19 protein-coding genes and 1 tRNA gene are annotated in these 23,259 nt (G+C 71.0%); 8 read left to right on the top strand and 12 right to left on the bottom strand.

Annotated features, from left to right (window positions below; all coding sequences use genetic code 11):
• Positions 1-42 precede the first annotated feature (42 nt).
• Both QCZ28_RS04470 and QCZ28_RS04475 read left to right on the top strand, forming a co-directional pair.
• Complete coding sequence (locus QCZ28_RS04470; protein WP_279515351.1) at positions 43-1,308, top strand: aspartate kinase; 1,266 nt, start codon at positions 43-45, stop codon at positions 1,306-1,308.
• A 5-nt stretch (positions 1,309-1,313) separates the two neighbouring features.
• The gene (locus tag QCZ28_RS04475; protein WP_210857585.1) at positions 1,314-2,375 is read left to right on the top strand and encodes an aspartate-semialdehyde dehydrogenase; all 1,062 of its coding nucleotides are present in this window, start codon (positions 1,314-1,316) and stop codon (positions 2,373-2,375) included.
• 319 nt (positions 2,376-2,694) lie between these two features.
• Here QCZ28_RS04475 and QCZ28_RS04480 read toward each other — a convergent pair whose 3' ends face one another.
• Positions 2,695-4,104 (bottom strand): sensor domain-containing diguanylate cyclase, encoded by a 1,410-nt coding sequence (locus tag QCZ28_RS04480; RefSeq protein WP_279515352.1) that lies wholly within the window; start codon positions 4,102-4,104, stop codon positions 2,695-2,697.
• A 225-nt stretch (positions 4,105-4,329) separates the two neighbouring features.
• On the opposite strand from QCZ28_RS04480, the gene QCZ28_RS04485 reads away from it, so the two are divergent.
• Positions 4,330-5,109 carry a phosphodiesterase gene (locus tag QCZ28_RS04485; protein WP_279515353.1) on the top strand — a complete coding sequence of 260 codons (780 nt, stop codon included), beginning with the start codon at positions 4,330-4,332 and terminating at the stop codon, positions 5,107-5,109.
• Between the two features lie 10 nt (positions 5,110-5,119).
• On the top strand, positions 5,120-5,770 hold the full coding sequence (locus tag QCZ28_RS04490) for a histone deacetylase (RefSeq protein WP_279515354.1): 651 nt from the start codon (positions 5,120-5,122) through the stop codon (positions 5,768-5,770).
• 98 nt (positions 5,771-5,868) lie between these two features.
• Here the strand turns inward: QCZ28_RS04490 and QCZ28_RS04495 are convergent, their stop codons facing one another.
• On the bottom strand, positions 5,869-6,612 hold the full coding sequence (locus QCZ28_RS04495; RefSeq protein ID WP_347815087.1) for an alpha/beta fold hydrolase: 744 nt from the start codon (positions 6,610-6,612) through the stop codon (positions 5,869-5,871).
• 355 nt (positions 6,613-6,967) lie between these two features.
• On the opposite strand from QCZ28_RS04495, the gene QCZ28_RS04500 reads away from it, so the two are divergent.
• Positions 6,968-8,674 carry a bifunctional metallophosphatase/5'-nucleotidase gene (locus QCZ28_RS04500; RefSeq protein ID WP_279515355.1) on the top strand — a complete coding sequence of 569 codons (1,707 nt, stop codon included), beginning with the start codon at positions 6,968-6,970 and terminating at the stop codon, positions 8,672-8,674.
• A gap of 131 nt (positions 8,675-8,805) precedes the next feature.
• Here the strand turns inward: QCZ28_RS04500 and QCZ28_RS04505 are convergent, their stop codons facing one another.
• Positions 8,806-10,089, bottom strand: a complete 1,284-nt coding sequence (locus QCZ28_RS04505; RefSeq protein WP_279515356.1) for an MFS transporter — start codon at positions 10,087-10,089, stop codon at positions 8,806-8,808.
• Positions 10,090-10,239: 150 nt separating this feature from the next.
• On the opposite strand from QCZ28_RS04505, the gene QCZ28_RS04510 reads away from it, so the two are divergent.
• Positions 10,240-10,713, top strand: a complete 474-nt coding sequence (locus tag QCZ28_RS04510; RefSeq protein ID WP_279515357.1) for a hypothetical protein — start codon at positions 10,240-10,242, stop codon at positions 10,711-10,713.
• A 149-nt stretch (positions 10,714-10,862) separates the two neighbouring features.
• On the opposite strand, the gene QCZ28_RS04515 is transcribed toward QCZ28_RS04510, so the two are convergent.
• From QCZ28_RS04515 to QCZ28_RS04535, 5 genes are all read right to left on the bottom strand, one after another.
• The gene (locus tag QCZ28_RS04515; RefSeq protein ID WP_279515358.1) at positions 10,863-12,914 is read right to left on the bottom strand and encodes an FG-GAP-like repeat-containing protein; all 2,052 of its coding nucleotides are present in this window, start codon (positions 12,912-12,914) and stop codon (positions 10,863-10,865) included.
• A 134-nt stretch (positions 12,915-13,048) separates the two neighbouring features.
• Entirely contained in the window at positions 13,049-14,500 is a 1,452-nt protein-coding gene (locus QCZ28_RS04520; protein WP_279515359.1) for a hypothetical protein, read from the bottom strand.
• Positions 14,497-15,063: a SigE family RNA polymerase sigma factor gene (locus QCZ28_RS04525; protein WP_279515360.1), complete on the bottom strand. Its 567-nt coding sequence runs from the start codon at positions 15,061-15,063 to the stop codon at positions 14,497-14,499. The genes QCZ28_RS04520 and QCZ28_RS04525 overlap by 4 nt, the downstream gene beginning before the upstream one ends.
• A 183-nt stretch (positions 15,064-15,246) precedes the next feature.
• Positions 15,247-15,323 (bottom strand) — tRNA-Pro (locus QCZ28_RS04530).
• Between the two features lie 219 nt (positions 15,324-15,542).
• Entirely contained in the window at positions 15,543-16,436 is an 894-nt protein-coding gene (locus tag QCZ28_RS04535) for a metallophosphoesterase (RefSeq protein WP_279515361.1), read from the bottom strand.
• A gap of 25 nt (positions 16,437-16,461) precedes the next feature.
• Between QCZ28_RS04535 and QCZ28_RS04540 the strand changes: the two genes are divergently transcribed.
• Positions 16,462-16,917 carry a GatB/YqeY domain-containing protein gene (locus tag QCZ28_RS04540; protein ID WP_030328082.1) on the top strand — a complete coding sequence of 152 codons (456 nt, stop codon included), beginning with the start codon at positions 16,462-16,464 and terminating at the stop codon, positions 16,915-16,917.
• Between the two features lie 131 nt (positions 16,918-17,048).
• On the opposite strand, the gene QCZ28_RS04545 is transcribed toward QCZ28_RS04540, so the two are convergent.
• The gene (locus tag QCZ28_RS04545) at positions 17,049-19,493 is read right to left on the bottom strand and encodes a transglycosylase domain-containing protein (RefSeq protein ID WP_279515362.1); all 2,445 of its coding nucleotides are present in this window, start codon (positions 19,491-19,493) and stop codon (positions 17,049-17,051) included.
• A 407-nt stretch (positions 19,494-19,900) separates the two neighbouring features.
• Here QCZ28_RS04545 and QCZ28_RS04550 point away from each other — a divergent pair, with 407 nt between their 5' ends.
• Positions 19,901-20,221: a WhiB family transcriptional regulator gene (locus tag QCZ28_RS04550; protein WP_030328078.1), complete on the top strand. Its 321-nt coding sequence runs from the start codon at positions 19,901-19,903 to the stop codon at positions 20,219-20,221.
• Between the two features lie 6 nt (positions 20,222-20,227).
• Here QCZ28_RS04550 and QCZ28_RS04555 read toward each other — a convergent pair whose 3' ends face one another.
• The 3 genes from QCZ28_RS04555 to QCZ28_RS04565 are packed head-to-tail and all read right to left on the bottom strand — an operon-like array spanning position 20,228 to position 23,153.
• Entirely contained in the window at positions 20,228-21,379 is a 1,152-nt protein-coding gene (locus tag QCZ28_RS04555) for an ArsA-related P-loop ATPase (protein WP_030328076.1), read from the bottom strand.
• A 53-nt stretch (positions 21,380-21,432) separates the two neighbouring features.
• Positions 21,433-22,410: an ArsA-related P-loop ATPase gene (locus QCZ28_RS04560; RefSeq protein WP_210864893.1), complete on the bottom strand. Its 978-nt coding sequence runs from the start codon at positions 22,408-22,410 to the stop codon at positions 21,433-21,435.
• Between the two features lie 26 nt (positions 22,411-22,436).
• On the bottom strand, positions 22,437-23,153 hold the full coding sequence (locus tag QCZ28_RS04565; RefSeq protein WP_347815083.1) for a hypothetical protein: 717 nt from the start codon (positions 23,151-23,153) through the stop codon (positions 22,437-22,439).
• Positions 23,154-23,259 lie beyond the last annotated feature (106 nt).

Raw genomic sequence — 23,259 nt, forward strand, 5'->3', positions numbered from 1 at the left:
GGCGTCGGCACGCTCAGGGTCGCTGGGAGGGAGTGCACCGTCGTGGCACTCGTGGTGCAGAAGTACGGCGGGTCCTCCGTCGCCAACGCCGAGCGGATCAAGCGGGTGGCTGAGCGCATCGTCGCCGCCCGCAAGGCCGGCGACGACGTGGTGGTGGTGGTGTCCGCGATGGGCGACACCACCGACGAGCTGCTCGACCTGGCCAACCAGGTCAGTCCGCTGCCGCCGGGCCGCGAACTGGACATGCTGCTCACCGCCGGGGAGCGGATCTCCATGGCCCTGCTGGCCATGGCCATCCACAACCTGGGGTACGAAGCCCGCTCGTTCACCGGTTCGCAGGCCGGCGTGATCACCACCTCGGTGCACGGCCGCGCCCGGATCATCGACGTCACCCCCGGGCGGCTCAAGGGCGCGCTCGACGAGGGGTCGGTGGTCATCGTGGCCGGCTTCCAGGGCGTCTCGCAGGACACCAAGGACGTCACCACGCTGGGCCGTGGTGGTTCGGACACCACCGCGGTGGCGCTCGCCGCCGCCCTGCACGCCGACGTCTGCGAGATCTACACCGACGTGGACGGCATCTTCACCGCCGACCCGCGGATCGTGCCCAACGCCCGGCACATCAAGGACATCACCTACGAGGAGATGCTGGAGCTGGCCGCCTGCGGCGCGAAGGTGCTGCACCTGCGTAGCGTGGAGTACGCCCGCCGGGCGGGGTTGCCGATCCACGTCCGTTCGTCATACTCGACCAACACCGGCACGATGGTCACCGGATCGATGGAGGACCTTTCCGTGGAGCAGGCACTGATCACCGGGGTCGCACACGACCGCAGCGAGGCCAAGATCACGATCGTCGGGGTGCCCGACGAGCCCGGTGCCGCCGCGCGGATCTTCGACACCGTCGCCGGTGCCGAGATCAACATCGACATGATCGTGCAGAACGTCTCCACCGAGGGCACCGGCCGGACGGACATCTCGTTCACCCTGCCCAAGGCCGACGGGCCCACCGCGATGGCGGCGCTCAGCAAGATCCAGGAGCCGGTCAAGTTCAAGGGCCTGCTCTACGACGACCACGTCGGCAAGGTCTCGCTGATCGGCGCCGGCATGCGCTCGCACCCCGGTGTGGCAGCCGGCTTCTTCGCGGCGCTCGGCGCGGCCGGAGTCAACATCGAAATGATCTCCACCTCCGAGATCCGGGTCTCCGTCGTCTGCCGGGACACCGACCTCGACGCCGCCGTCCGCGCCATCCACGACGCGTTCGAGCTGGGCGGCGACACCGAAGCCGTGGTCTACGCGGGGACGGGTAGGTAGCGCCGATGACGGCGCTGCCCACCCTCGCCGTGGTCGGAGCGACAGGTGCCGTCGGCACCGTGATGTGTGAGCTGCTCACCGGGCGGCGCAACGTCTGGGGTGAGATCCGCCTGCTCGCCTCCGAGCGCTCCGTCGGGCGTCGGGTGCGCTGCCGGGGCGAGGAACTCGTCGTCCAGGCGTTGACCCCCGAAGCGTTCGACGGTGTCGACGTGGCGATGTTCGACGTGCCCGACGAGGTCTCCGCCGAGTGGGCGCCGATCGCCGTCGCCCGGGGCGCGATCGCCGTCGACAACTCCGGCGCATTCCGGATGGACCGTGACGTCCCGCTCGTCGTTCCCGAGATCAACCCCGAGCAGGTCCGCAACCGGCCCCGGGGCATCATCGCCAACGCCAACTGCACCACCCTCGCGATGATCGTCGCGGTCGCGCCGCTGCACCGCGAGTACGGCCTGCGAGAGCTGGTGCTCGCCTCCTACCAGGCGGTCTCCGGAGCCGGTCAGTCCGGCGTCGACATCCTGCACGACCAGCTCACCAAGGTCGCCGGCGACCGGACGCTCGGCTCGCGCACCGGCGACGTACGCCAGGCGGTCGGCGACGACCTGGGCCCGTTCCCGGCGCCCATGGCGCTCAACGTGGTCCCCTGGGCCGGTTCCCCGGCGGACAGCGGCTGGTCGTCGGAAGAGGTGAAGATCCGCAACGAGTCGCGGAAGATCCTCGGCCTGCCCGACCTCAAGGTCTCCGCCACCTGCGTCCGGGTGCCGGTGGTCACCGCGCACTCGGTGGCCGTGCACGCGGTCTTCGCCAGCGAGGTGGACGCCGAGGGTGCCCGCGAGGCGCTGCGCAACGCACCCGGCGTGATCCTGGTCGACGACCCCGCAGCCGGGGAGTTCCCGATGCCGATCGACGCCGTCGGCACCGACCCGTCCTGGGTCGGGCGGATCCGCCGCGCCCTGGACGACCCGCGCGCCCTCGACTTCTTCGTCACCGGCGACAACCTCCGCAAGGGCGCGGCCCTCAACACCGCCCAGATCGCGGAACTCCTGGCCAAGGAACTCCACACCCCCTGACCCCGGCCCGGCCTGCCTGGCCCGGCCGCGTTCGGCCTGCCCGACCTGGCCTGCCTGGCCTGCCCGACTGCGCTCGCCGATCGTGCATATTGGGGCTTTTGGGTCTGTTTCATCATGGCGATCAGGTGACTGAAGGCTCCCGTTCTGTAGATCTTGGACAGTTCCGTCAGGACGGAACGGAAACTGTCCCAGATCTCCCCTGAAAGGTCCCGCGACCCCTGCGCTCGGGTCTCTGGGGTGGTCGGCCTGGCAAGCATTGGCGCCCTGACCGACCGTTTCTCCGGCAGGCTCGGACAGAGCGGACGTGCGCAGCGGACGATCAGGCGGCGGACAGGCTCACGCCGTCTCGGCCCTGGCGTTTCACCGCGTAGAGGGCCTGGTCGGCCCTTTTCAGGGTGCGCTCGGGAGTTTCGCCGGGGTGGGGGAGGGCGACACCCACGCTGATCGTGCGGCCGATCCGTCGGGCGGCCTCGGTCAGCCGTTCGGCGATCCGGACCGCCTCCTCCGGACGGCTCACCTCGATCACCGCGACGAACTCGTCGCCGCCGATCCGGTACAACTCGTCGCCGTGCCGCAACGCCGCCTCCAACGCCCGGGCCAACCCGACCAGCACCCGGTCGCCGGCCTGGTGGCCGTACGTGTCGTTCACGGTCTTGAAGCCGTCCACGTCGATCGCCAGCAGGGCCGTACGGCCGGGGGTGGCCGCCGCGATCCGCTGCCCGAACGGGCCGGTGTGCCGCAACCCGGTCAGCGGGTCGGAGCTGGCCTGTTCGCGCAACCGGGCCAGCGTGCGCAGCCGGTCCACGTTCGTCCAGGCCTGCCCGGCGAGCAACTCCATCAGGCTGACGGTGGTCGGGTCCGGGCGCAGCGGGCGTTCGTCGGCGACCAGCAACACCCCACCGGCGTCCGCCGGCCCGAGCGGCACGGCGACCAGCGTGCGTACCCCCGCGCGGGTCAGCGGGCGGTAGTCCTCGGTCGGCGGGTGCCCGGCCTCGCCCAGCGTGTAACCAGCGCCGTACCGGTGAGCCCGGTCGACCATCCGGTCCAGGGCGACCGGACCCGCCCCGGCCAGCTCGGCGCGGATCCGGGTCTCCAGATCGCTCGGCGTCGCCGGGGCCGGGCCGAGCTGACCGCCGATCAGCAGCAGCGCGGTGGAGAGCGTGGAGACCTCCCGGGCGGCGCGGGCCGCCGCCCCCATCACCTCCCCCTCGGTCGGGGCGGAGGAGAGCGCTGCGGCGTGCCGGAGCAGCGTCTCGCTGCGGCTCTCCGCCGGTGGGCCGCCGAGGGCGGCGATCCGCGCGCCGAGCCCGTCGGCCAGCCGCTGCGCGGTCCCCCGCCACGGCTCCAGGTCGGTCGGCTCGCTCCACTGCAGGTCCAGTACGCCGATCGCCCGGCCCGTCGGGTCCAGCACCGGCACGCACAGCTCGGCCGTCACGTCCGGGCGCACCGGCAGGTAGTCCGGGTCGACGCTGACGTCCGGGACGACGGCGGGAACGCCTGTCGCGTACACCCGACCGACGATGCCGGTGCGCGCCGGCACGGTGGCGAAGACCTGCCACGCCCCGGTCGCCGCGACGCAGCGCAGGCGGTCGTGGACCGCAAGCAGCACGGAGATGGTCGCCGGGGTGTGGCGGGACAGCGCGGTGACCGTCCATCGACACGCCTCCGGCGTGCTCGACGCCATCGGCAGGCGGACGGTGACGTCACGGATGACTCGCTGATGATCCACTCGCACGTCGTTCCAGGTAGGGGAGGGGCCCGGCTGACGCCGAACCGCTCGATCAAGCGTACTCACGGCGGCGGGGACCAGCCCGTCTTCGTACACACGTGCTATCCACAGGCTGTGGACGCAGCCTGTGGACCCCGCCGCCGCAGCTCCGTCGCCGGTAACCCGGTTCCCGGGATGTCGCGCCCGGCGATAGCGTGAGGCATCCGGCGCCGAGGAGGCGAGCCCATGCTCATCGCCCAGCTCAGTGATCCGCACCTGACCACCGGCCTGCTCGCCGCCGAACCGGCCGCCGGGCTGCACCGAGCGCTCGGTCGGGTGCTGGCGTTACGACCCCGCCCGGACTGCGTGGTGATCAGCGGCGACCTGGTCGACCACGGCCAGCCCGACGAGTACGCGGCGCTGCGCGAGGTCATCGGCCGGTTCCCGCTGCCGGTGCACCTGGCCGCCGGCAACCATGACGACCGGGAGTCCCTGCTCGACGCGTTCGGCGGCACTCAGTGGCTCGGCGGCGGCTTCTCGGCCTACTACCACGTCGACCACGAGGCGGCGACCGTCGTGGTGCTCGACTCGCTCGTCCCCGGCAGCGACGGTGGCCAACTCGGCGAGGAACAGCTCGGCTGGCTCGACGGGGTGCTGGCCGGGCGGCCCGAGGCGCCGGCCGTGATCTTCCTGCACCACCCGCCCGTCGCGGTCGGCATCCCGGTGGCGGACGCCATCCGGCTCGCCGACGGTGACGCGCTCGCCGAGGTGATCGGCCGGCACCGGCACGTCGTACGGGTCGCCGCCGGCCACCTGCACCGCCCGGTCACCACTGCGTACGCGGGCACTGTCCTCACCGTGGCACCCAGCACCTGGAAGCAGAGCACGCTCACCATGAGCGCCGACGAGCAGATCGGTTGGGTCCACGAGCCCACCGCCTTCCTGCTGCACTCCGTTCAGGCCGGCGGCTGCGTGACCCACACCGTGCAGGTGAGCCACTCCGCCGGGCAGACCTGCGGCTTCTGAGGGCGTCGTCGTGCTGATCTGGTACGTCTCGTACGGCTCGAACATGCACGCCGCCCGTTTGGGCTGGTACATCGGTGGTGGCTGCCCACCCGGCGGAAAGCGGACGTACCCCGGCTGCCGCGACCGGCGCCCACCGAGCCGGTCGGCGGCCGTGTCGCTGCCCGGCGGCATCTACTTCGCCGGCGAGTCCGGTGCCTGGACCGGCGGCATGGCCTTCTACGACCCGCACCTGCCGGGCCAGGCCGCGGCCCGCGCCTACCTGGTCACCCTGGAGCAGTTCACCGACATCGCCGCGCAGGAGATGTACCGCCCGCCGGGCGATTCGACCGACCTGATCCCGGCGACCGGCGCGGCCATTGACGCCGCCGTCGCCAACGGACGGGCCACCCTCGGCCCGGGACGGTACGAAACGCTGGTCTGCCCGGGACGCCGTGACGGCGTTCCGCTGCTCACCTTCACCGCCCCCGAGGGGGCGTCAGCCGCGCGGTGCCGGCCGCCAGCGCCGATCTACCTCGGCATGATCGCCAAAGGGCTACGCGAGTCGCACGGCTGGCCGGCCGAGCGGATCGTCACCTACCTGTCGGCCCGGCCCGGCGTGGCGGGCACCTGGCCACCGGACGGCGTGGCGGCACTGGTCGACGAGGCACTGGTCGACGGCTGACCCGCCGGGCTCGTGCCAGGTGGCCCGCCAGTCGTGTCCCCGCCAGTACGCCGGTGTGCTGGCTGGCGGTGTGCTGGCCGGGCGGGGCGCCGGTCTCGTCAGCCGAGCAGGAACTCGCGCAGCACCGGGGCCAACGTCGCCGGCGGCACGTCGTGGTAGCCGCCGTCGAGGCTCACCGACCGGCCGCCCGGCACTGCCTCGGCCGCCGCCCGACTCGCGTCCCGCAACCACTCTGGACTGCCAGTGCTGTCCAGAGCGAGGGTCGGCGCGGTGATGGCCGCCAGCCGCTCGGCGGGGAGTCGCCCTCCGGCGGTGACGATCGCGTCGTACACCAGTGTGTGCGCGAGCGCCGTCAGCCCCGCCCACATCGGCTGCGACCGCATCGCGGTGATCTGCTCGGCCGGCAGCCCCACCGCGGCGCTGAGGAAGGTCGTCACCGCGCCGTCCCGGTCGTCGGCGGCGATCAGTTCGATGAGCTGCGGGGTGATGTCCTTGCTGACGCCCACGTGCGCACCAACCTGAAACGGTGGCTCGAACAGGACCAGCCTGGCCACCGGCAGGCCCTGTGCGGTGGCGAGGGCGGCCAGGACGGCACCGGAGGAGATGCCGTAGAGGGCGGCCGAACCACCTGCCGCGGCGATCACGGCGGCCAGGTCGTCGATCTCACGACCGACCTCGTACGGTGCGGTGTCGCCGCTGTAGCCGCGACCCCGACGGTCATAGCCGAAGGCGGTGAAATCCGTGCTCAACGCCGCAGCCAGGTCACGGGTCGCCTGGCGATCGGCGAACGCGCCGCCGACCAGGATGACCGCCGGCCCGGCACCGGACCGCTCGAACGCGATGGGCGTGCCGTCGCTCGAACGCGATGGGCGTGCCGTCGGCCGATCGCACCTGCTCCGCCACCGGTGTCGTTCCGCTCACGATGCCTCCTGCCCGCGATGACCGTCCCGTCCTTTCTAGACCCTGGCTCCGACACTGTCCGGCAGACCGCGGTAAACGGTGATCGATTCTGGTCCCGGCGTACGCGCTGCTCCGATGTGCTGCCCGGCTCGACCGGTCGGCGTGCGAATGAGAGGCTGTCGGGGCGGGGGCCATGCTCAACCGCCGCCCATCCGCGACCCTTCCGACGGCGTCCGTCGGCGGCCCGGTCGACCCAGAGGCCGGGCACCGTCCGCGCCGATTCTCACGAGGAGATCCATGTTCATACCCGGGATGCGTCGGGCCGCTGTCGGCCTGACCGCGCTCGCGGTGGCCGCTTTCGGCGCGGTCGCCACCAGCCCTGAGCAAGCCGACGCGCGGCCGAAGCCGGTCGACGTCACCCTGCTGGCCCTCAACGACTTCCACGGCAACCTCGAACCGCCGAGCGGGTCCAGCGGCACCATCGCCGGGCAGACCGCGGGTGGCGTCGAGTTCCTGGCCACCCACCTGGCCGAGCTGCGCGCCGCAGCCAAGAAGAAGAACACCATCACGGTCGCCGCCGGTGACCTGATCGGCGCGTCCCCGCTGCTCTCGGCCGCGTTCCACGACGAGCCGACCATCGAGGCGCTGAGCATGGCCGGCCTGGACTACGCCAGCGTCGGCAACCACGAGTTCGACGAGGGCGCCGCCGAGCTGCTGCGGATCCAGAACGGCGGCTGCCACCCGGTGGACGGCTGCGTCGACGGCACCCCGTACCGGGGGGCCGGTTTCCAGTACCTGTCCGCGAACGCCTTCAAGACCGCCACCGGCAAGCCGCTGATGGCCCCGTACGCGATTCACAAGGTGCAGGGCGTCAAGGTCGGCTTCATCGGCATGACCCTGGAGGGCACCCCGCAGATCGTCAGCCAGCAGGGCGTCGCCGGCCTCAGCTTCGCCGACGAGGCGGACACCGCCAACCGGTACGCCCGCGAGCTGCGCCGCAAGGGCGTGGAGGCGATCGTCGTGCTGCTGCACGAGGGCGGCACCCAGGCGGCGACCGGCGGGATCAACGACTGCGTCGGCATGACCGGCCCCATCGTGGACATCACCAACCGGATGGACCCGTCGATCGACGTGGTGGTCAGCGGGCACACCCACCAGGCGTACAACTGCGACATCAACGGCAAGCTGGTCACCAGCGCCAGCTCGTTCGGTCGCCTGGTCACCGACATCGATCTCAAGATCGACCGGCACAGCGGTGACGTGGTCTCCGCCGCCGCGAACAACGTCGTGGTCACCCGTGACGTCGCCAAGGACCCGCGGCAGACCGCTCTGATCAACAGGTACAAGACGGTGCTCGGCCCGGTCGCCGGACGCCAGGTCGGCGTGACCAGCCAGGCGATCACCCGGAGCCAGGAAACCCTCTTCGGTACCAGCCTGGGCGAGTCCCCACTGGGCAACCTGATCGCCGACGCGCAGCTCGCCGCCACCGACGACGAGCAGAACGCGGTCGCCGCCTTCATGAACCCGGGCGGGGTCCGGGCCGACCTGGACGCCGGTCCGGTCACCTACGAGGAGGCGTTCACGGTGCAGCCGTTCGCCAACAACCTGGTGACGCTGGACCTGACCGGCGCGCAGCTCTACTGCGTCCTGGAGCAGCAGTTCGTCACCGGTCGGACCCTGTACCCGTCGGCCACGGTGGGCTACGTGGTCGACCCGAACGGCACCACCGGCACGGTCGCCGAGCCGTGCGCCGGCACCCGCGTGGTCCGGGGCAGCCTCACCCTCGGCGGCACCGCCGTCGACACCGCCGCCACCTACCGGGTGACGGTGAACAACTTCCTGGCCGGCGGCGGCGACGGGTTCAGCGCCCTCACCGCCGGGACGAACCTGGTCACCGGCCAGATTGACCTGGACGCGTTCGTGGACTACCTGACCGCCCAGTCGCCGGTCTCCGCACCGACGCTGGACCGGATCCGCACCACCGCCGAGGTCCCCGCCGCCTGACGGCCGACCCCGCGAGACCGGGCCCCGGAGCACCAGCTCCGGGGCCCGACCCGTCCCAAACCCGCCGCGCGCACCCGTCCGCGCCCGCCGTGCGTCCGGGCGGCGTGATCAATGCGGAGGGGTGTTCGAGGTCAGGCGGGGGTGGGCGCGACGGTGCGGGACGCCGGGGCGGTCGTCGCTACGCCGTCCTGCTCGGCGGTGAGCAGTCGGCGCAGGGAGAGGGCGACCAGCGAGGCGACCATGCAACCGCCGACCACTGTCGCCACCCAGACGCTGCCGTGGGCGGCGCCGAGGAGCGGGCCGGCGGTCACCGGTCCGATCACCCCGCTGATTCCGAAGATCATTGAACTCATGGCGTTGTACCGGCCGCGCAGCGCGTCGGTGGCCAGCGCGTTCGTCAGCGCGGGCATCACCGGCGACAGCATCGTCTCGCCGAAGCCGAAGATCGCCGAGCAGGCCACCACGCACAGCGCGGCAAAGACGGCGTTCTCGGCGCTGACCAGGCCGCCGGCACCGAGGACCAACCAGGCGGCGGCGAACACCGCCCCGACCAGGGCGAGTGCACCGGTACGGCTACGCCCCTCGATCCGGCGGAGCACCAGGAGCTGGGCCAGCACGATCATTACCGTGTTGGCCGCGAGCGCCCAGGCGACCACCTGGGGCGTCACCTCGACGACCCGCACCGCGTACGCGGCGAAGCCCACCTCGATCTGGGCGTACCCGCAGGTGGTGAGGATGAGACCGAAGATCACCAGTCGGCGGAACGGGCGGTCGCGGAGCACTGTCAGGTAGCCACCGGCGGACGGCTCGCCGCCGGTCCTGGGGCGGACGAGTCGGTGACCGACGCCCGGCAGGGTCAGCAGGATCAGCGCCGGCATCAGGTAGCTGACCGCGTCGAGCAGGTAGATGATCTGGAAGGTGCCCGGCCGGGCGGTGTCGACGATCGCGCCGGACGTCATGCCACCAATGCCGATACCGAGGTTGAGCAGGGCGAAGTTCAACCCGAAGACCCGCTGTCGTTCGTCGTCGCCGGTCAACGAGGCGAGGATCGTGTTCTGCCCGGACCAGATCGCCGAGCTGCCGACGGCGATCACCGTCATCACCAGCACTGCCGAGCCGGTCGAGTTCACCAGCGCCAGCGAGCCGGTGCCGATGGCCTCGATCAGCAGGCAGGGCACCACCACCCGACGGGCGCCGAACCGGTCGATGAGCGTCCCGCCCAGCGGTGACAGCGCCAGGGTGACCGCGCCGTACCAGCCGATCACCAGACCCGCCCGGGTGTCGGTGAGTCCGCGTACATCGGTGAAGTAGATGAACAGGAACGGCAAGGTCAGACCGCGCCCGATCGCCGACAACAGGGTGCCGATCAGGAGTCGGCGAGCTTCGAAACGGCGGGGTAGGGCACGACGCAGCATGTCCGGCATTCTGTTCGGCGGGTGCGACACCGCGCGAACACTTTTGGACGGCGCCCCGCTGGCCGCAGGCCGCCGGGTGACCAATCCCACGATGATCCACTTGGCTGACGGCGGTCCGGCGTTGTCCGCCGGGTCTGCGATGCTGACCCGATGACCGGCACCTGGCGACACCTGCCCGCTACCGCCCGCGCCATCGCGGTCACCGCCACGACAGCCGTCGCCGCCGCCCAGGCACGCGACGGTCAGGCGTACGACGAGGCAGTCGGCGGTCTCGCCGCGGACGAGCGGTCCGGGCTGGTGCTCGGCGGGGTGGTCCGACTGCTGCTGGAGGAGAGCCATCCGGACGGGTTGACCGGCGACGACATCCGCCAGGTGTTGACCCGCTGCGTGCAGCAGTCGACGCGGTGGCGTTCCGATGTCGACCCGCACGTGGTGCTCGTCCTGCTGGCTGGCGCGCTCGGGGTGTACGACCCCGACGGCGACGAGGCACCGCCGGACGCGTCGGCGCTGGCCCGGCACGCCCCGCTACTGGTGGCCGACCTGTTGGCGACGACCAGCGTGCCGCTGGGCGACTACCTGGCCGCCGCGTTCGCGGAAATCGAACGCACCGAACGACAGGACTGACAGCCACGCGAACGCCGCTGAGAAGGCGCCGAACCCGCTGCGTACGAAGGAACGGCCCGGTCGCAGCGACCGGGCCGTTCCTCGTGCTCACTGGTGGTTGCAGGCAAGGCCCACCCGGGCCCGGGAAGCGGGCCCGTCACCATCCTCGCTCAGGCCCGACCCACCTGGACCTTCGGTGACGTCGCCGCCGACGTGGCTGCGGGCCGCTGCGGTACGACCACCAGACCGTAGTTGTAGTTGGCCATCAGCAGGTCCTTCAGGCCGTCGTTGTTGATGTCGGCCACCGCGAGGCCACGCGGGGTGAAGGAGCTGGCGGGCGGCAACTGGGAGACCCGGAACTCGTTGCCCAGCCAGCCGTCCGGCCGCTGCAACAGGACACTCGCCGCGCTCCAACCACCGTGGGTGATGGCGACGTCGTCCCGACCGTCGTTGTTGACGTCCGCGATCGCGATGGCGTCCGGCATCTCGTACACCGGGTAGCGGATCCACCGTCCGAGCACACCTGCGCTGTCGTGCGTGAGCACCTGCACCTGGGCGTTCGGCGCGTTGCCGGACACGGTGACGACGACGTCCTTCCTGCCGTCGCCGGTCACGTCGCCGACTGCCATGGACGCCACCGTCTGCTGGTGCCCGGCGGGCGCCTGATACCCCACGGGGGCGGCGAACGACCGGGGCTGCACCTGGGCGCTGATCTGGATCAGCTGCCCGAGCTGCACCACCAGGTCCGACCGGCCGTCCCCGGTCATGTCGACCACGTCCAGGACGAAGCCGCGGTGCGCAGAGACGAGAGCCGCGGGCGCGAAGCTGCCGTTGTCGTCGCCGTACCGCACCAGGACGCCGTTGTCGCTCACCGCGACGATGTCCGTCCGGCCGTCACCATCGAGGTCGCGGAGCCTGAGGTCGATGAGGTCGTCGGCGAACGACAGGTGCTCCGCCGCCGAAAGCCCCGATCCGGTACGGCGGAACACGTCGACACCGTCGCCGGTGGCGACGACCAGTTCGTTCGCGCCGTCGCCGTCCAGGTCGCCGATCACCGGATACATACTGCCGCCGGTGGAGGTGGACATCGCCACCTGCTGCTTCATCACGAGCTGGTTGTCCGCCTCCTGCACGAACAGGAAAGCGGAATGGTCGTTGGCATCGTCGAAGTACTCGGTCGTCGTGATCACCACGTCGGAGCGGCCATCGCCGGTCAGGTCCCCGGCGGCGACCGCCTCCTCCCAGGAACCGAGCTTCAGCCACGAGGGGCCGTTGAAGGCCACCGCGCCGTAGGGCTGGGTGACCACCGGCACCGCGTCGCCGGACACGCTCGCCCCGGCCGCCGGCCAGTCGTAGCCCTGGAACTGGGCGTAGACCGAGGTCGGAGTCCAGCCGGTGCCGTTGACCATGGCGATCGCCGTGCCGTCGGTGCCGTTGACATTGGCGAACGCGACAGCTCCGGCGGCGGACATGAACGCGACCTCACCGCCGGGGATCCGGCCGTCGGCGTACCGCACGTTCGCGATGAGCAGGATCCGCTGTCCCTGCTCCACCGAGCCCGGTGACACCGTGACAGTCGTCGTGGTAGCCGGTCCGGTGTAGACCCGCACGGCGTCGGACGTGGCCGTGGCGCCGCCCGTGGCGACCGCCCGGATCCAGTAGACGTAGCGGGTGGCGACAGTGAGGCCGGTGTCCACGTACTCGGTCGACGTCGTGGTGCCGACGACCGTCTCCACCGGGGCGTCGTTACTCAGGCGGACGATCTCGTACCGCGCGGTGCCGGCGACGGCCTTCCACCGCAGGGTCATGCTCGTCTCCGCCGCGGTCGCCCGTACGTTCACGGGCTTCGCCAGCGAGGTCTGCACCGACACCTCGGACGAGTCAGCCGACGCCCGCTTGCCGGATCGGGACCGCACCACGTAGTAGTACGTGGTCTCGGCGGCGACGGCTCCGTCCAGGTACGACGTCCCGGTGACGGTTCCCACCGTCGTGTACGGGCCACCCGAGACGGTCCCACGCCGTACCTCGTAGCTGCTGGCGCCCGCCACCGCCGGCCAGCTCACCTCGACCTGGGTCTCGGACACCAGTTTCGCGCTGACCGGAGCGGGTGGCGGCAGGGCCGCCGCGAACGCCGGCGTGCCGGACGCCGCCAACACCAGCAGGGCCGTCAGTAAGGCCAGCACGCCACGATTCAGCAACCGCAGTTGCGACAACATACGCATCTCCAGATCCCCCGAGGGCTTGTACGGGCAGCCGCTCGTACAGCGCCGGCACATTCGGGATCATCACGCGGGACGAGACGGCGGGCAGATCGACGAACGTGCCCAATCGTTGGGACCGGGCCACATCCTCGTGCCTAATCCTGGTTCCAGGCGTCCGTCTCCGGTGTCCCCTGCGCACCCTCGTCAGACACCTGCGCGCCGGCGAGTGTCCTGCCGGAGCCGTCGAGCGCCATCACGACGAGACCCGCGGTGGGTCGGGGCACCGTCAACGCCGCCCCGGAACCGCTGGCCGGAGCCCTCGCCACCTCCTGCCCGTCGCGCAGGACGCGCACCGTGGTGGCCGCAGCGGGCGTCACCACCAGCAGGAACTGCTGGTCCTCGCCACCGGCGGCGTCGCCGTCGATCGGCACGGCCAGCACGCCTGCGGGATCGGTCGGATCCGTCGACACGGTGAACGAGGTGCCGGTGCTGATCACGCTGTCGGACCGTGGTTGATCGGGCTCGATCGTCACCTCGCCGACCCAGTTGCCGTCGACTGTGGGAGCGGCCAGGACGGTCACCTGGCCGTTCGTCACCGACGGCTCGCCGGCGGTCGGTGATCCGCCGGTCGGGACGCCGGCAACGTGCCCGCCCCACACCACGCTCGGCAGGGCGGTCAGGCGGTAGCCCGCCGACTGGGCCGACTGGTACACCAGCTCCCGGGCCCGCTGTGCCGTGACATTTCCCCGTACCCGGGACATCGCGGTCGCGAGCTGCGCGTCGGTGATCGGCTTGGCTGCCAGCGAGCCCCGTCCGGGAGTTATCTTGCGCGTCACCTCGCCGCAGTTGACCCGCCACCACTCGGGTCGCTGGGTCTGCGGCGTGCGGATCAGGTAGGAACCGGTCGGCTCCGAGGCCCACTGGAACGCGTTGCCGTTGAGCGCCGGTGCGGTGAGGAAGACGCAGCCGGCGGGTGCGATCGCCACGTGTATCGCCTTTCCCGGACCGGACGGGTCGTCCACGGCGAGGCTTTCGTACGGTTCCAGAGCGTCGCTCGTACCCCGGACAGAGCCGGTGCTGGCCAGCTTCCCGGCGCTGGCGCCCTTCTCGGCGACGAGCCACACTGCGGCGCTGGGCCAGCCGGTGACCGGATCGGGCCGGTCACGGACGAAGGCGGCGAGCGCGATCCGTTGGTCGTTGACGTCGTCGATGAAGAGGACCCTCACCGCGTTCACCGGCACCGTCAGGTTGGGAAAGTCCCCCCGGCGCTGGGCGTCCAACAGAAGGTCGGAAAGCTGGCGGACGTAGCCGGTGTCCCGGGCGACGGCACCGCGTGGCGGTGACTGAAGCAGTTTGTCCGACCAGGCCAGTACGGGTGCGATGGACTCGTTCGGGTTCGCTGGTGGTGGCTGCGTGGTCCGGGCCGGGCCGGCCACGGCGAAGGCGGTGCCACCCACCGAGACCACGAGGGCCAGGGCCAGCCCGCCGAGGCGTCGCTGCCGCCTCCGTCGATAACGCGCCAGGACTCGACCGTACGGATCCGGCTGCGGGGTCAGCGTGCTGCTCAGCTCGGCCAGGGCCCGGCCCAGCTCCTCGTCGACCCTCATGGCGTTGCCCCCGTCATCCTCGTTGTCCCGTCCGGTGCTGGCCGAGCTGCCGCTGATGTCGGCGTCGACGGTGGTGTCGACGGCGGCGCGTCCGCTGCCAGCGCCAGCCGCAGGCGAGCCAGGCCCCTCGACGCACGGCTCTTGACTGACCCGACCGAGCAGCTCAGGGTGGCGGCGACCTCCGCCTCCGGCAGATCGACCACGTACCGCAGCACGATCACGGCCCGGGTGCGCGGCGACAGTGCCCGCATCGCCGCGTACAGGGCGTGCCGCTCCGCCACCGCATCCGTCATGTCCCGGGTGGACCGCTCCGGCAGAATCGCCGTCACCAACTCGTGCACGCGGTAGCGGCGCCAACTACTGATGTGGTGATTGATCATGACGCGCCGCAGGTAGGCCATCGGATCTTCGACCCGCCGCCACCGACGTATCACCTTCACCAGCGCCGCCTGCACCAGATCCTCCGCATCCTGTGCCGATCCGGTGAGGTGGTACGCCACGCGTAAGAGATCCATGTAGCGCGTGTCGACGAACTCTCGGAAATGCTCGTCGTCAGCTGCCATAAGCCCCCGCCTCGATTGGTTACCTGTCAGACCCCGCCGAGGGTCAAAAGGTTGAAGGCGGCGGCGGGCGGGTTCAACGTGCCCCGGATGGCCGCAGCCGGGCGGCATCGCCACAGTGCTGGGCCGTGCATGGTCAACAAACGCCAGAGGGCACATCCGTGATCGGATGTGCCCTCTTACCTCTGGTCGGGGTGGCCGGATTCGAACCGACGACCTCTTCGTCCCGAACGAAGCGCGCTACCAAGCTGCGCCACACCCCGAGGCGTGCCGACAAATAGTAGCCCACCCGCCCCGATGGTCAAACTCGGTACCCCCGCCGACCGGACCCGCCAGCGCGATCGCCGGCCGGGCTGGTTCGTTGATCGACTCGGGTTCCAGGAAGCCGGGCTGTTGACGTGACCAGGACACCCCAACTCTCAGGAACCCGAGTCGATCAACGACAGCTGCCTGGTCCCGCCGCGACGGCTGGCGCGAGAGGGTCAGCGGGGGATGAGGGTGAGGATGCTGGCCTCCGGGGGGCAGGCGAAGCGGACCGGGGCGGTCGGGTGGGTGCCGAGGCCGGCGGAGACGTGCAGCCAGGAGTCCGAGCCGGGCCACCGGTGCAGCCCCTGCGCCATCGAGCGCGGCAGGCCGCAGTTGGTCACCAGGGCCCCGAAGCCCGGTACGCAGACCTGCCCGCCGTGGGTGTGCCCGGCCAGCAGGAGGCCGAAGCCGTCGGCGGCCATCTGGTCGAGCACCCGTGGCTCGGGGGAGTGCGTCACGGCGATGGACAGGTCGGCGGAGGACGCCACCCGACCCGACACGGACGGGTAGTCGTCCCGGTCGATGTGGGGGTCGTCGACGCCGACGAGGTCCAGCTCCCGGCCGCCGGCCTTGAGGCTCGTCCGCGCGTTGTTCAGGTCCACCCAGCCGGCGCCGGTGAAGACCTGCCGCAGCTCCTCGTAGGGAAGCTCCACGCCCTCGGTGTACTCCCGGTCGGGCAGGAAGTAGGTGAAGGGGTTCTTCAACACCGGCCCGGTGTAGTCGTTGGAGCCGAACACGAACGCGCCCGGGTAGTCCAGCAGCGGTTGCAGGGCCCGCAGCACCCCGGGCACCGCGCCCGGGTGCGCCATGTTGTCGCCGGTCACCACCACCAGGTCGGGGTCGAGGGCGGCCAGCGACGCCACCCAGCGCTGCTTGCGCGCCTGGTCGGGCATCATGTGCAGGTCCGACAGGTGCAGCACACGCAGCGGCTCCGCGTCGGTCGGGAGCACCGGCACGTCGTACCGCCGCAGGGTGAACATGTTGCGCTCGACGAGCGACGCGTACGCCAGGGTGACCGCGCCGATCGTGGCGGTTCCGGCGGCGAGCCGGAATAGTGTGCGCTTTCGCATGGCGTTCAGGGTAGTTTGACCGTCCATGAGCACGCTGAAGGACCGCCTCACCGCCGACATGCGTTCCGCGCTCAAGGCGCGCGACGAGCTGACCACCTCCACGCTGCGGATGGCCCTGGCCGCCGTCGGCACCGCCGAGGTCGCCGGCAAGGCCAAGCGCGAGCTCACCGATGACGAGGTGCTCGCGGTGCTGACCAAGGAAGCCAAGAAGCGTCGGGAGGCGGCCACCGCCTTCGCCGACGCCGGCCGCGCCGAGCAGGCCGCGAAGGAGAGCGCCGAGGGTGAGGTGTTGGACCGCTACCTGCCCAAGCAGCTCTCGGACGCCGAGTTGACCGAGCTGGTCTCGGGGGCGCTCGCGGCGGGCGGCTTCACCGGCAAGGCCCAGATGGGCCCGGCGATGAAGGCGGCCCAGGCCGCGGTGGCGGGCCAGGCCGAGGGTGGCCGGGTGGCCGCCGAGGTACGCCGACAGCTCGGTCTCTGACTCACCGGGTCGGTGGCGCGGCACGACCGTGGTCGTAGCCGCCAGCTGGTCCGGTCAGACGAAACGGGCGGGCAGACGAAACGGGCGGGCACCCGAGGAGGGTGCCCGCCCGTCGTGTCCTACCCGTCGGCTCAGCCGTTGGGGCGGCCGTTGCCGGGTCTACCTGGCTGGTTGCCGGGCGGGTTGCCCGGCGTGCCGTCGGTGTTGCCCGGCGTGCCGCCGCCGCTGCTGACCTGGATGGTGACCACACCACCCTTGATCGTGCGTCCGTCCGGGCTGGTGCCGGCCGCGTCGCCCGCCTTGCAGGAGGACGGCACCTTCGCGCTGGAGACGACCGGTTCGAAGCCGGCACCCTTGAGCCGGGACTTCGCCTGCTCCACCGACACGCACTTCACGTCGGGGATGCTGCGCTGGTCACCCTCGGAGATCTTCTGGCCCGGCGCCTCGAACTTGATCCGGTCCTTGCCCTTCATGGCATCGCGCAGGGTCTCGTAGACCGGTGGGTTGATGCCGTCCTTCTCGGCGTGCTTCATCTTGACGTTCGTCTGCGGCCAGTCCGGGTCGGCCATGATGCCGGCCACCGAGTACTGCTTGGTCATGGCGACCAGGGCGGCCGTCTTCTCCGAGTCGGTGGTGCCGGACTTGCCGGCCACCGGCGCGTCGACGATGCCCTTCACCACGCGGGCCGTACGGCTGCCACCGCACTTGCTGGTGCTGGAGTTGTCACCGACCGGGCAGCGGGCGGCGTCCACGGCGGCCCGGGCCACCTCGGTGCTGAACCGCTTCTCGCAGCGAGGGTTGGCGATGTCCAGCTTGTTGCCCTCCGGGTCGCGGATTTCCTGCACCGGGATCGGCTCGCAGTACTTCCCGTCCGCCGCGAGGGTGGCGTACGCGTTGGCCAGGTCGAGCGGCGTGGTGGAGGAGACACCGAGGGTGAACGCGCCCCACTGGTGGGCGGCATCCTTGGTCGCGGCGAACTTGGCGTCGTTGCTCGCCCGGAACTGGATGCCGGCCCGCCGGGCGGCGTCGACCACGTTCTCCGCACCGACCTGCTGTTGCAGCGGGACGAAGTACGTGTTGATCGACGCGCTGAAGGCGCTCCACATGTTCTGCACGCCGCCGGCCTTCAGGCCGGAGTTGGTCGGGCAGTAGAAGTGGGTGCCCTTGCAGGCGGCCGGGCTGCTGCTGTCGATGATGTATTCCGACTTGAACTGCTGCGGCGCGTTGATCGTGTAGCTGAGCGGGATGCCCTTCTCCAGCGCGGCGAGGATGCTGAAGATCTTGAAGGTTGAGCCGGCCTGGTAACCGGTGATGCCGTTGCCACCGGTGAGCAGCGGGTTCACTGTCGCCGGGTAGTTGCCCCGGATGCCCTTCTTGCTCTTGGCCGGGTCGCTGGAGAGCTTGTTCTTCGGGTTCTTCGGGTCGTCGAGCTTGAACTGCCGGTTGACCGCGAGGGCCCGCACCCGGCCGCTGCCCGGCTCGACCACCGCGACCATTGCCGCTTCCTTGCTGTTCACGCTCTTGGCCTTACGGACGGCCTTGTCCGCACCGCGCTGCGCCTGGACGTCGAGCGAGGTCACGATGGTGTAGCCGCCGCTCTTGAGCCGACGCTCCCGGTCGTACGTGGTCGAGCCGAACGTCTCCTGATCCATCCACCAGCGGTAGAAGTAGTCGCAGAAGAAGCCCCACTCGTTGACGTTGGCGGCGACGCAGCCGTTCGGGGTGCGCTTGTCCTTCACCTTCAGCTCGACGGCCTTGGCGGCGTCGGCCTCCTGCTGGGTGATGGCCTTGATGTCGGCCATGTTCTGGATGACGTAGTCGCGACGGTCCTTGGCGAGCGGGTAACCCGCCTCGGTGGTCGGGTCGTTCGTCGTCGGCGCCTTGACCATGCCGGCCAGCAGGGCCGCTTCCTCGATCTTCAGCTTGCTCGGTGGCTTACCGAAGTAGACCTGGCTGGCGGCGAAGATGCCGTACGCGCCGTTGCCGAACGAGGCGAGGTTGAGGTAGCGGGTGAGGATCTCGTCCTTGGAGAACTCCTTGTCGACCTGGAGAGCCAGCCGCATCTCCCGGAGCTTGCGGGCGCTGGTGTCCTCGGTCGCCGCGACCACGTCGGCCGGGTGGGTCGCCGAGTAGGCGATGGCCAGCCGGACGTACTGCATGGTCAGCGTCGAAGCGCCCTGCCGACCGGAGCCCTCGCTCTGGTTGTTGACGAACGCGCGGGCGACACCGTTGATGTCGACGCCGTTGTGCTTGTAGAAGTCGTGGTCCTCGGCCGCGATGATGGCCGTCCGCATGTACGGCGAGATGTCGTCGAACTTGACGTCGCGCCGGTTCTCGTCGTACATCGTCGCGAGCGGGGTCTTGCCGTCGGAGGCCACCAGGTAGCTGATCTGTGGCGCGCGGGCCACCGTCAGCTCCGTGGGCAGGGCACCGAATGTCTCGGCGCCGGCCTTCGCGGCCAGGCCGGACATCGCTACCGCGGGGAAGGCCGCCGCGGCGACCACCACGCCGGCCAGCAGGCCACACACGAGTAGCGATGCGGCGTTGGTCAGCACATTGTGGTCACGTTTCCGCATCCAGGTCACCTCGACAGGGTACGCGAGTAGGGAACGAGGGGCGCTGGGGCGTTCTTTCCCCATTTCCTGCGCGCGCTGCCCTCGTTGTGCTAAACGCACGACCCCCGGTGCTTGGTTGCGTGTGACCTGGCGTGAGTCTCCTCCGATTCAGTGAGGCGGCGCAGCGTTATCGCTGACCTCGGCGGGGTAACCGGCGGTCGAAGGCCCGGGAAGCCGGGAGTGTCCGGAATGATGGATTTCGTCGACAACGTTGCGTAATCGGTCGACTACAGAGCATGATGGGGGCGGCGACAGCGCCACATGTCGTCCGCGCCGCCTTGGGGAAGGCGTGCCGGGCGATCGGGGGGAATTGCCGGCTGACGTGCATCGACGAGGTCGGTAGGTACTGCAAGGGGGGACGTGTACACATGGGCATGATCACTGACTGGCCGTCGCTGGCGGCATGTCAGAACGGGGACCCGGACGCGTTGTTCGTACAGGGCGCCGAACAGAACGTGGCGAAGCGGATCTGCCGGAGCTGCCCAGTTCGGTACGAGTGCCTGGCCGACGCGTTGGACAACCGGATCGAGTTCGGTGTGTGGGGCGGCATGACCGAACGCGAACGGCGGGCGCTGCTGCGTCGTCACCCGCAGGTGACGAGCTGGCGCAAGATGTTCGAGGCCGCGATGAAGAAGAACAGCAAGGACAAGGCCGGCAAGGACAAGATTCTCGTCAGCGCGGCCAACTGACGCCGGTCACGGCCGGCTGATCGCCGCGCCGATCGTCCGTAGCCCGTCGACGTCGTGCACGTCGGCGGGCTGCGCCGTAACCGAAACCGCCGGCACGGCCGGGAACGCCTCGGTGAAGCGTGCGGCGACCTGCTGCTCGCGTACCGCCTGGCGCGCCAGCGCCGCGTGCGCCCGCAGCACGTCGGCGGTGGCCTCGTGCCCACCCAGCTCGGTCAGCCGCTCGGCGGCGACCCGGCTCTGCTCGGCGTCCAGCTCCGGGACCGCCGGGCGGTGCACCCGGTTGAGCACCAGGCCGGCCAGTGGCATCTGCTCCTCGCGCAGCCGGCCCGCGAAGTAGGCGGCCTCCCGAACCGCGTCCGGCTCCGGCGTCGCGACCAGGAGAAAGGCCGTCTCCCGCGCCTGCAGGATGCGGTACGTCTGCTCGGCCCGCTGCCGGAAACCGCCGAACATCGAATCCAGCGCCGCCACGAAGCCGGACAGGTCGGTGAGCAGCTGCGCGCCGAGCACCTTCTGCACCACCTTCGAGAACATCCCGAACGAGGCGGTCACCAGGCTGAACATGCTCCGGCCGCCGCTGCGCGCCGGGGCCAGCAGCAGTCGCAGCATCCGGCCGTCGAGGAAACGGGAGAGTCGGGCCGGCGCGTCCAGGAAGTCAAGGGCCGAGCGGGACGGTGGCGTGTCCACCACGATCAGGTCCCATTCGCCCCGGGCGTGCAGCTGACCCAGCTTCTCCATCGCCATGTATTCCTGAGTGCCGGCGAAGGTCGAACTCATCGCCTGGTAGAACGGGTTCGCGAAGATCTCCGCGGCCTTCGCCGGGTCGGTGTGCTGCAACACCACGTCGTCGAAGGTGCGCTTCATGTCCAGCATCATGGCGTGCAGCTCGCCGCCGCTGCCCTCGACGTCGATCCCCTTGACCTGGCGAGGGGTGTTGTCCAGCTCGGTCAGGCCCAGCGACTGGGCCAGCCGGCGGGCCGGGTCGATGGTGAGCACCACGGTGCGTCGGCCGTGGTGTTCGGCGGCCCGCAGCGCCAGCGCCGCGGCCGTGGTCGTCTTTCCCACTCCGCCGGCACCGCAGCACACGACGATCCGCACGCCCGGATCGGCGAGGATCTGGTCGACGTCCAGCTGCGGCGCCGCGTCTTCGGAAGGCACCAATCGAGCGTATCGGGCCGGTGGGTCCGCGCGCCCGTGCTGCGCTCAGGTGTGAGTCATTCGGCGCGGACGAGCGCCTGGGCCAGCGTCGCCAGCCCCGCCCGGTCCACCCCGTCGGGCAGCAACGGCAGCTCGATCATCGGCAGCCCCAACTCCACCAGGTCGGCGCGGAGCGAATCCTCCAGTTCGCGCCGAATGACCTGGTCACGTGCCTCGTCGTGCAGCCCGGCCACGATGTCCCGATCGGCCGGCAGCCCGGCGGCGACCAGCCCGCGCCTCAACTCCGCGGCGGTGACCGCCTGCCCGGCGGGCAGCGGGGGTCGGACGCCGTTGACGAGCACCTTCCCGACGCCGAAGCCGAGCGCGGTCAGGTCGGCGATCGCGTCGACGGTCTCCTGGATCGGCATCTCCTCCAGCAGCGTGACCACGTGCACAGCGGTCATCGGGGACCGCAGCAACGCGGCCACCCCCTCGCTCTGGGTCTTGATCGGGCCCACCTTGGCCAGCCGGGCGGTCTCCGCCGTCACGTTGAGGAACCGGCCGATCCGCCCGGTCGGCGGGGCGTCCAGCACCACCGCGTCGTACGCGCGCCGCTGCCCGTTGGTGCGGGTGGTGGCCTCCTTCACCTTGCCGGTGAGCAGGACGTCGCGCAGGCCGGGCGCGATGGTGGTGGCGAAGTCGATGGCACCGAGCTTGCGCAGTGCCCGGCCGGCCGCCCCCAGCTTGTAGAACATGTCCAGGTACTCGAGCAGCGCCTCCTCGGCGTCCACCGCGAGCGCCCGCACCTCACCGCCGTCCGGCGCGTCGGCGAGGTGCCGCTCCTCGTAGGGCAGCGGGTCGATGCCGAACAGCTGCGCGATGCCCTGCCGCCCCTCGACCTCGACCAGCAGGGTGCGCCGACCCCCGGCGGCGAGCGCGAGGGCCAGCGCCGCCGCCACGCTGGTCTTGCCGGTGCCGCCCTTGCCGGTCACCACGTGGAGACGGGCAGGCCATCCGGCACCGGCCGGGTCGATCGGGCGCTCAGCTGCACACACCCGTCGAGCCTATCCAGGCATCGGGGTCACGCGACCTCGCAGACCCACCAACCCGTCTTCTGCACCACAGTGAAGCGCAGCTCCTGGTCGGCCACCTTCTCGTCGGCGGTGGTCATGGTGAGCCGGGTGGAGACGGTGGCCCGTTCCCCGGTCTGGTTGTCCACCTTCGGGGTGGTCCACCGGAAGCGCGGGTTCTGGTAGGCGGAGGCGTACTTGTCCACCTCGGCGACCTTCGCGGCGATCTTGTCGTCGTCGCGGGCCGCGGCGCAGACGCGACTGGCGGCCTTCGTCGCGTCGCGGTCCTTGTAGATCGCGGTGAGGAACTCGTCGACGGCGACCGCCGGCTCCTTGGCGCCCTCGCCGGTCTCGGCATTGCGCAGGGTCAGGAAGGCCACCACGCCGCCGCCCACGCACAGCACCATGATCACAACGAGTGCGATGGCCGCGATCAGCAGGCCGCGCTTCTTCTTCGGCTCGGCCGTGCCCGGGTAGGGCGGGTAGGCCGGCGGGGCCGGGGGGATCGGCGGGGGGGTCGGGGTGCCCGACGTCGGCGCGGCGGCCGAGGTGGGGGCGGCGGGCAGCGCCGCCCGGGCGGGGGGCGCGGGGAGAGTGGGCTGCACCGGCGGCGGCGTGGGGGTGGACTGGCTGGGGACACCCGGCGGGCCGGGCTGACCGGCGGGATCCGGGTGCGCCGGCGGGTGGACGGGTGGGCCGGCCTGGTCGCCGCTGGGCGGGTGGGTCATGTCTTTCCCCCAGGGGTGCGGCGCCCGCCGCCACCCCTGGCGCCGAGCGTGATCGAGCGGGCGTCCGGGCGCTGCGCGACCGTCCGACCGGAAGGGTAGCGGTCGA

Source organism: Micromonospora sp. DH14, from assembly GCF_029809455.1.
Classification (GTDB): Bacteria; Actinomycetota; Actinomycetes; order Mycobacteriales; family Micromonosporaceae; genus Micromonospora; species Micromonospora parva.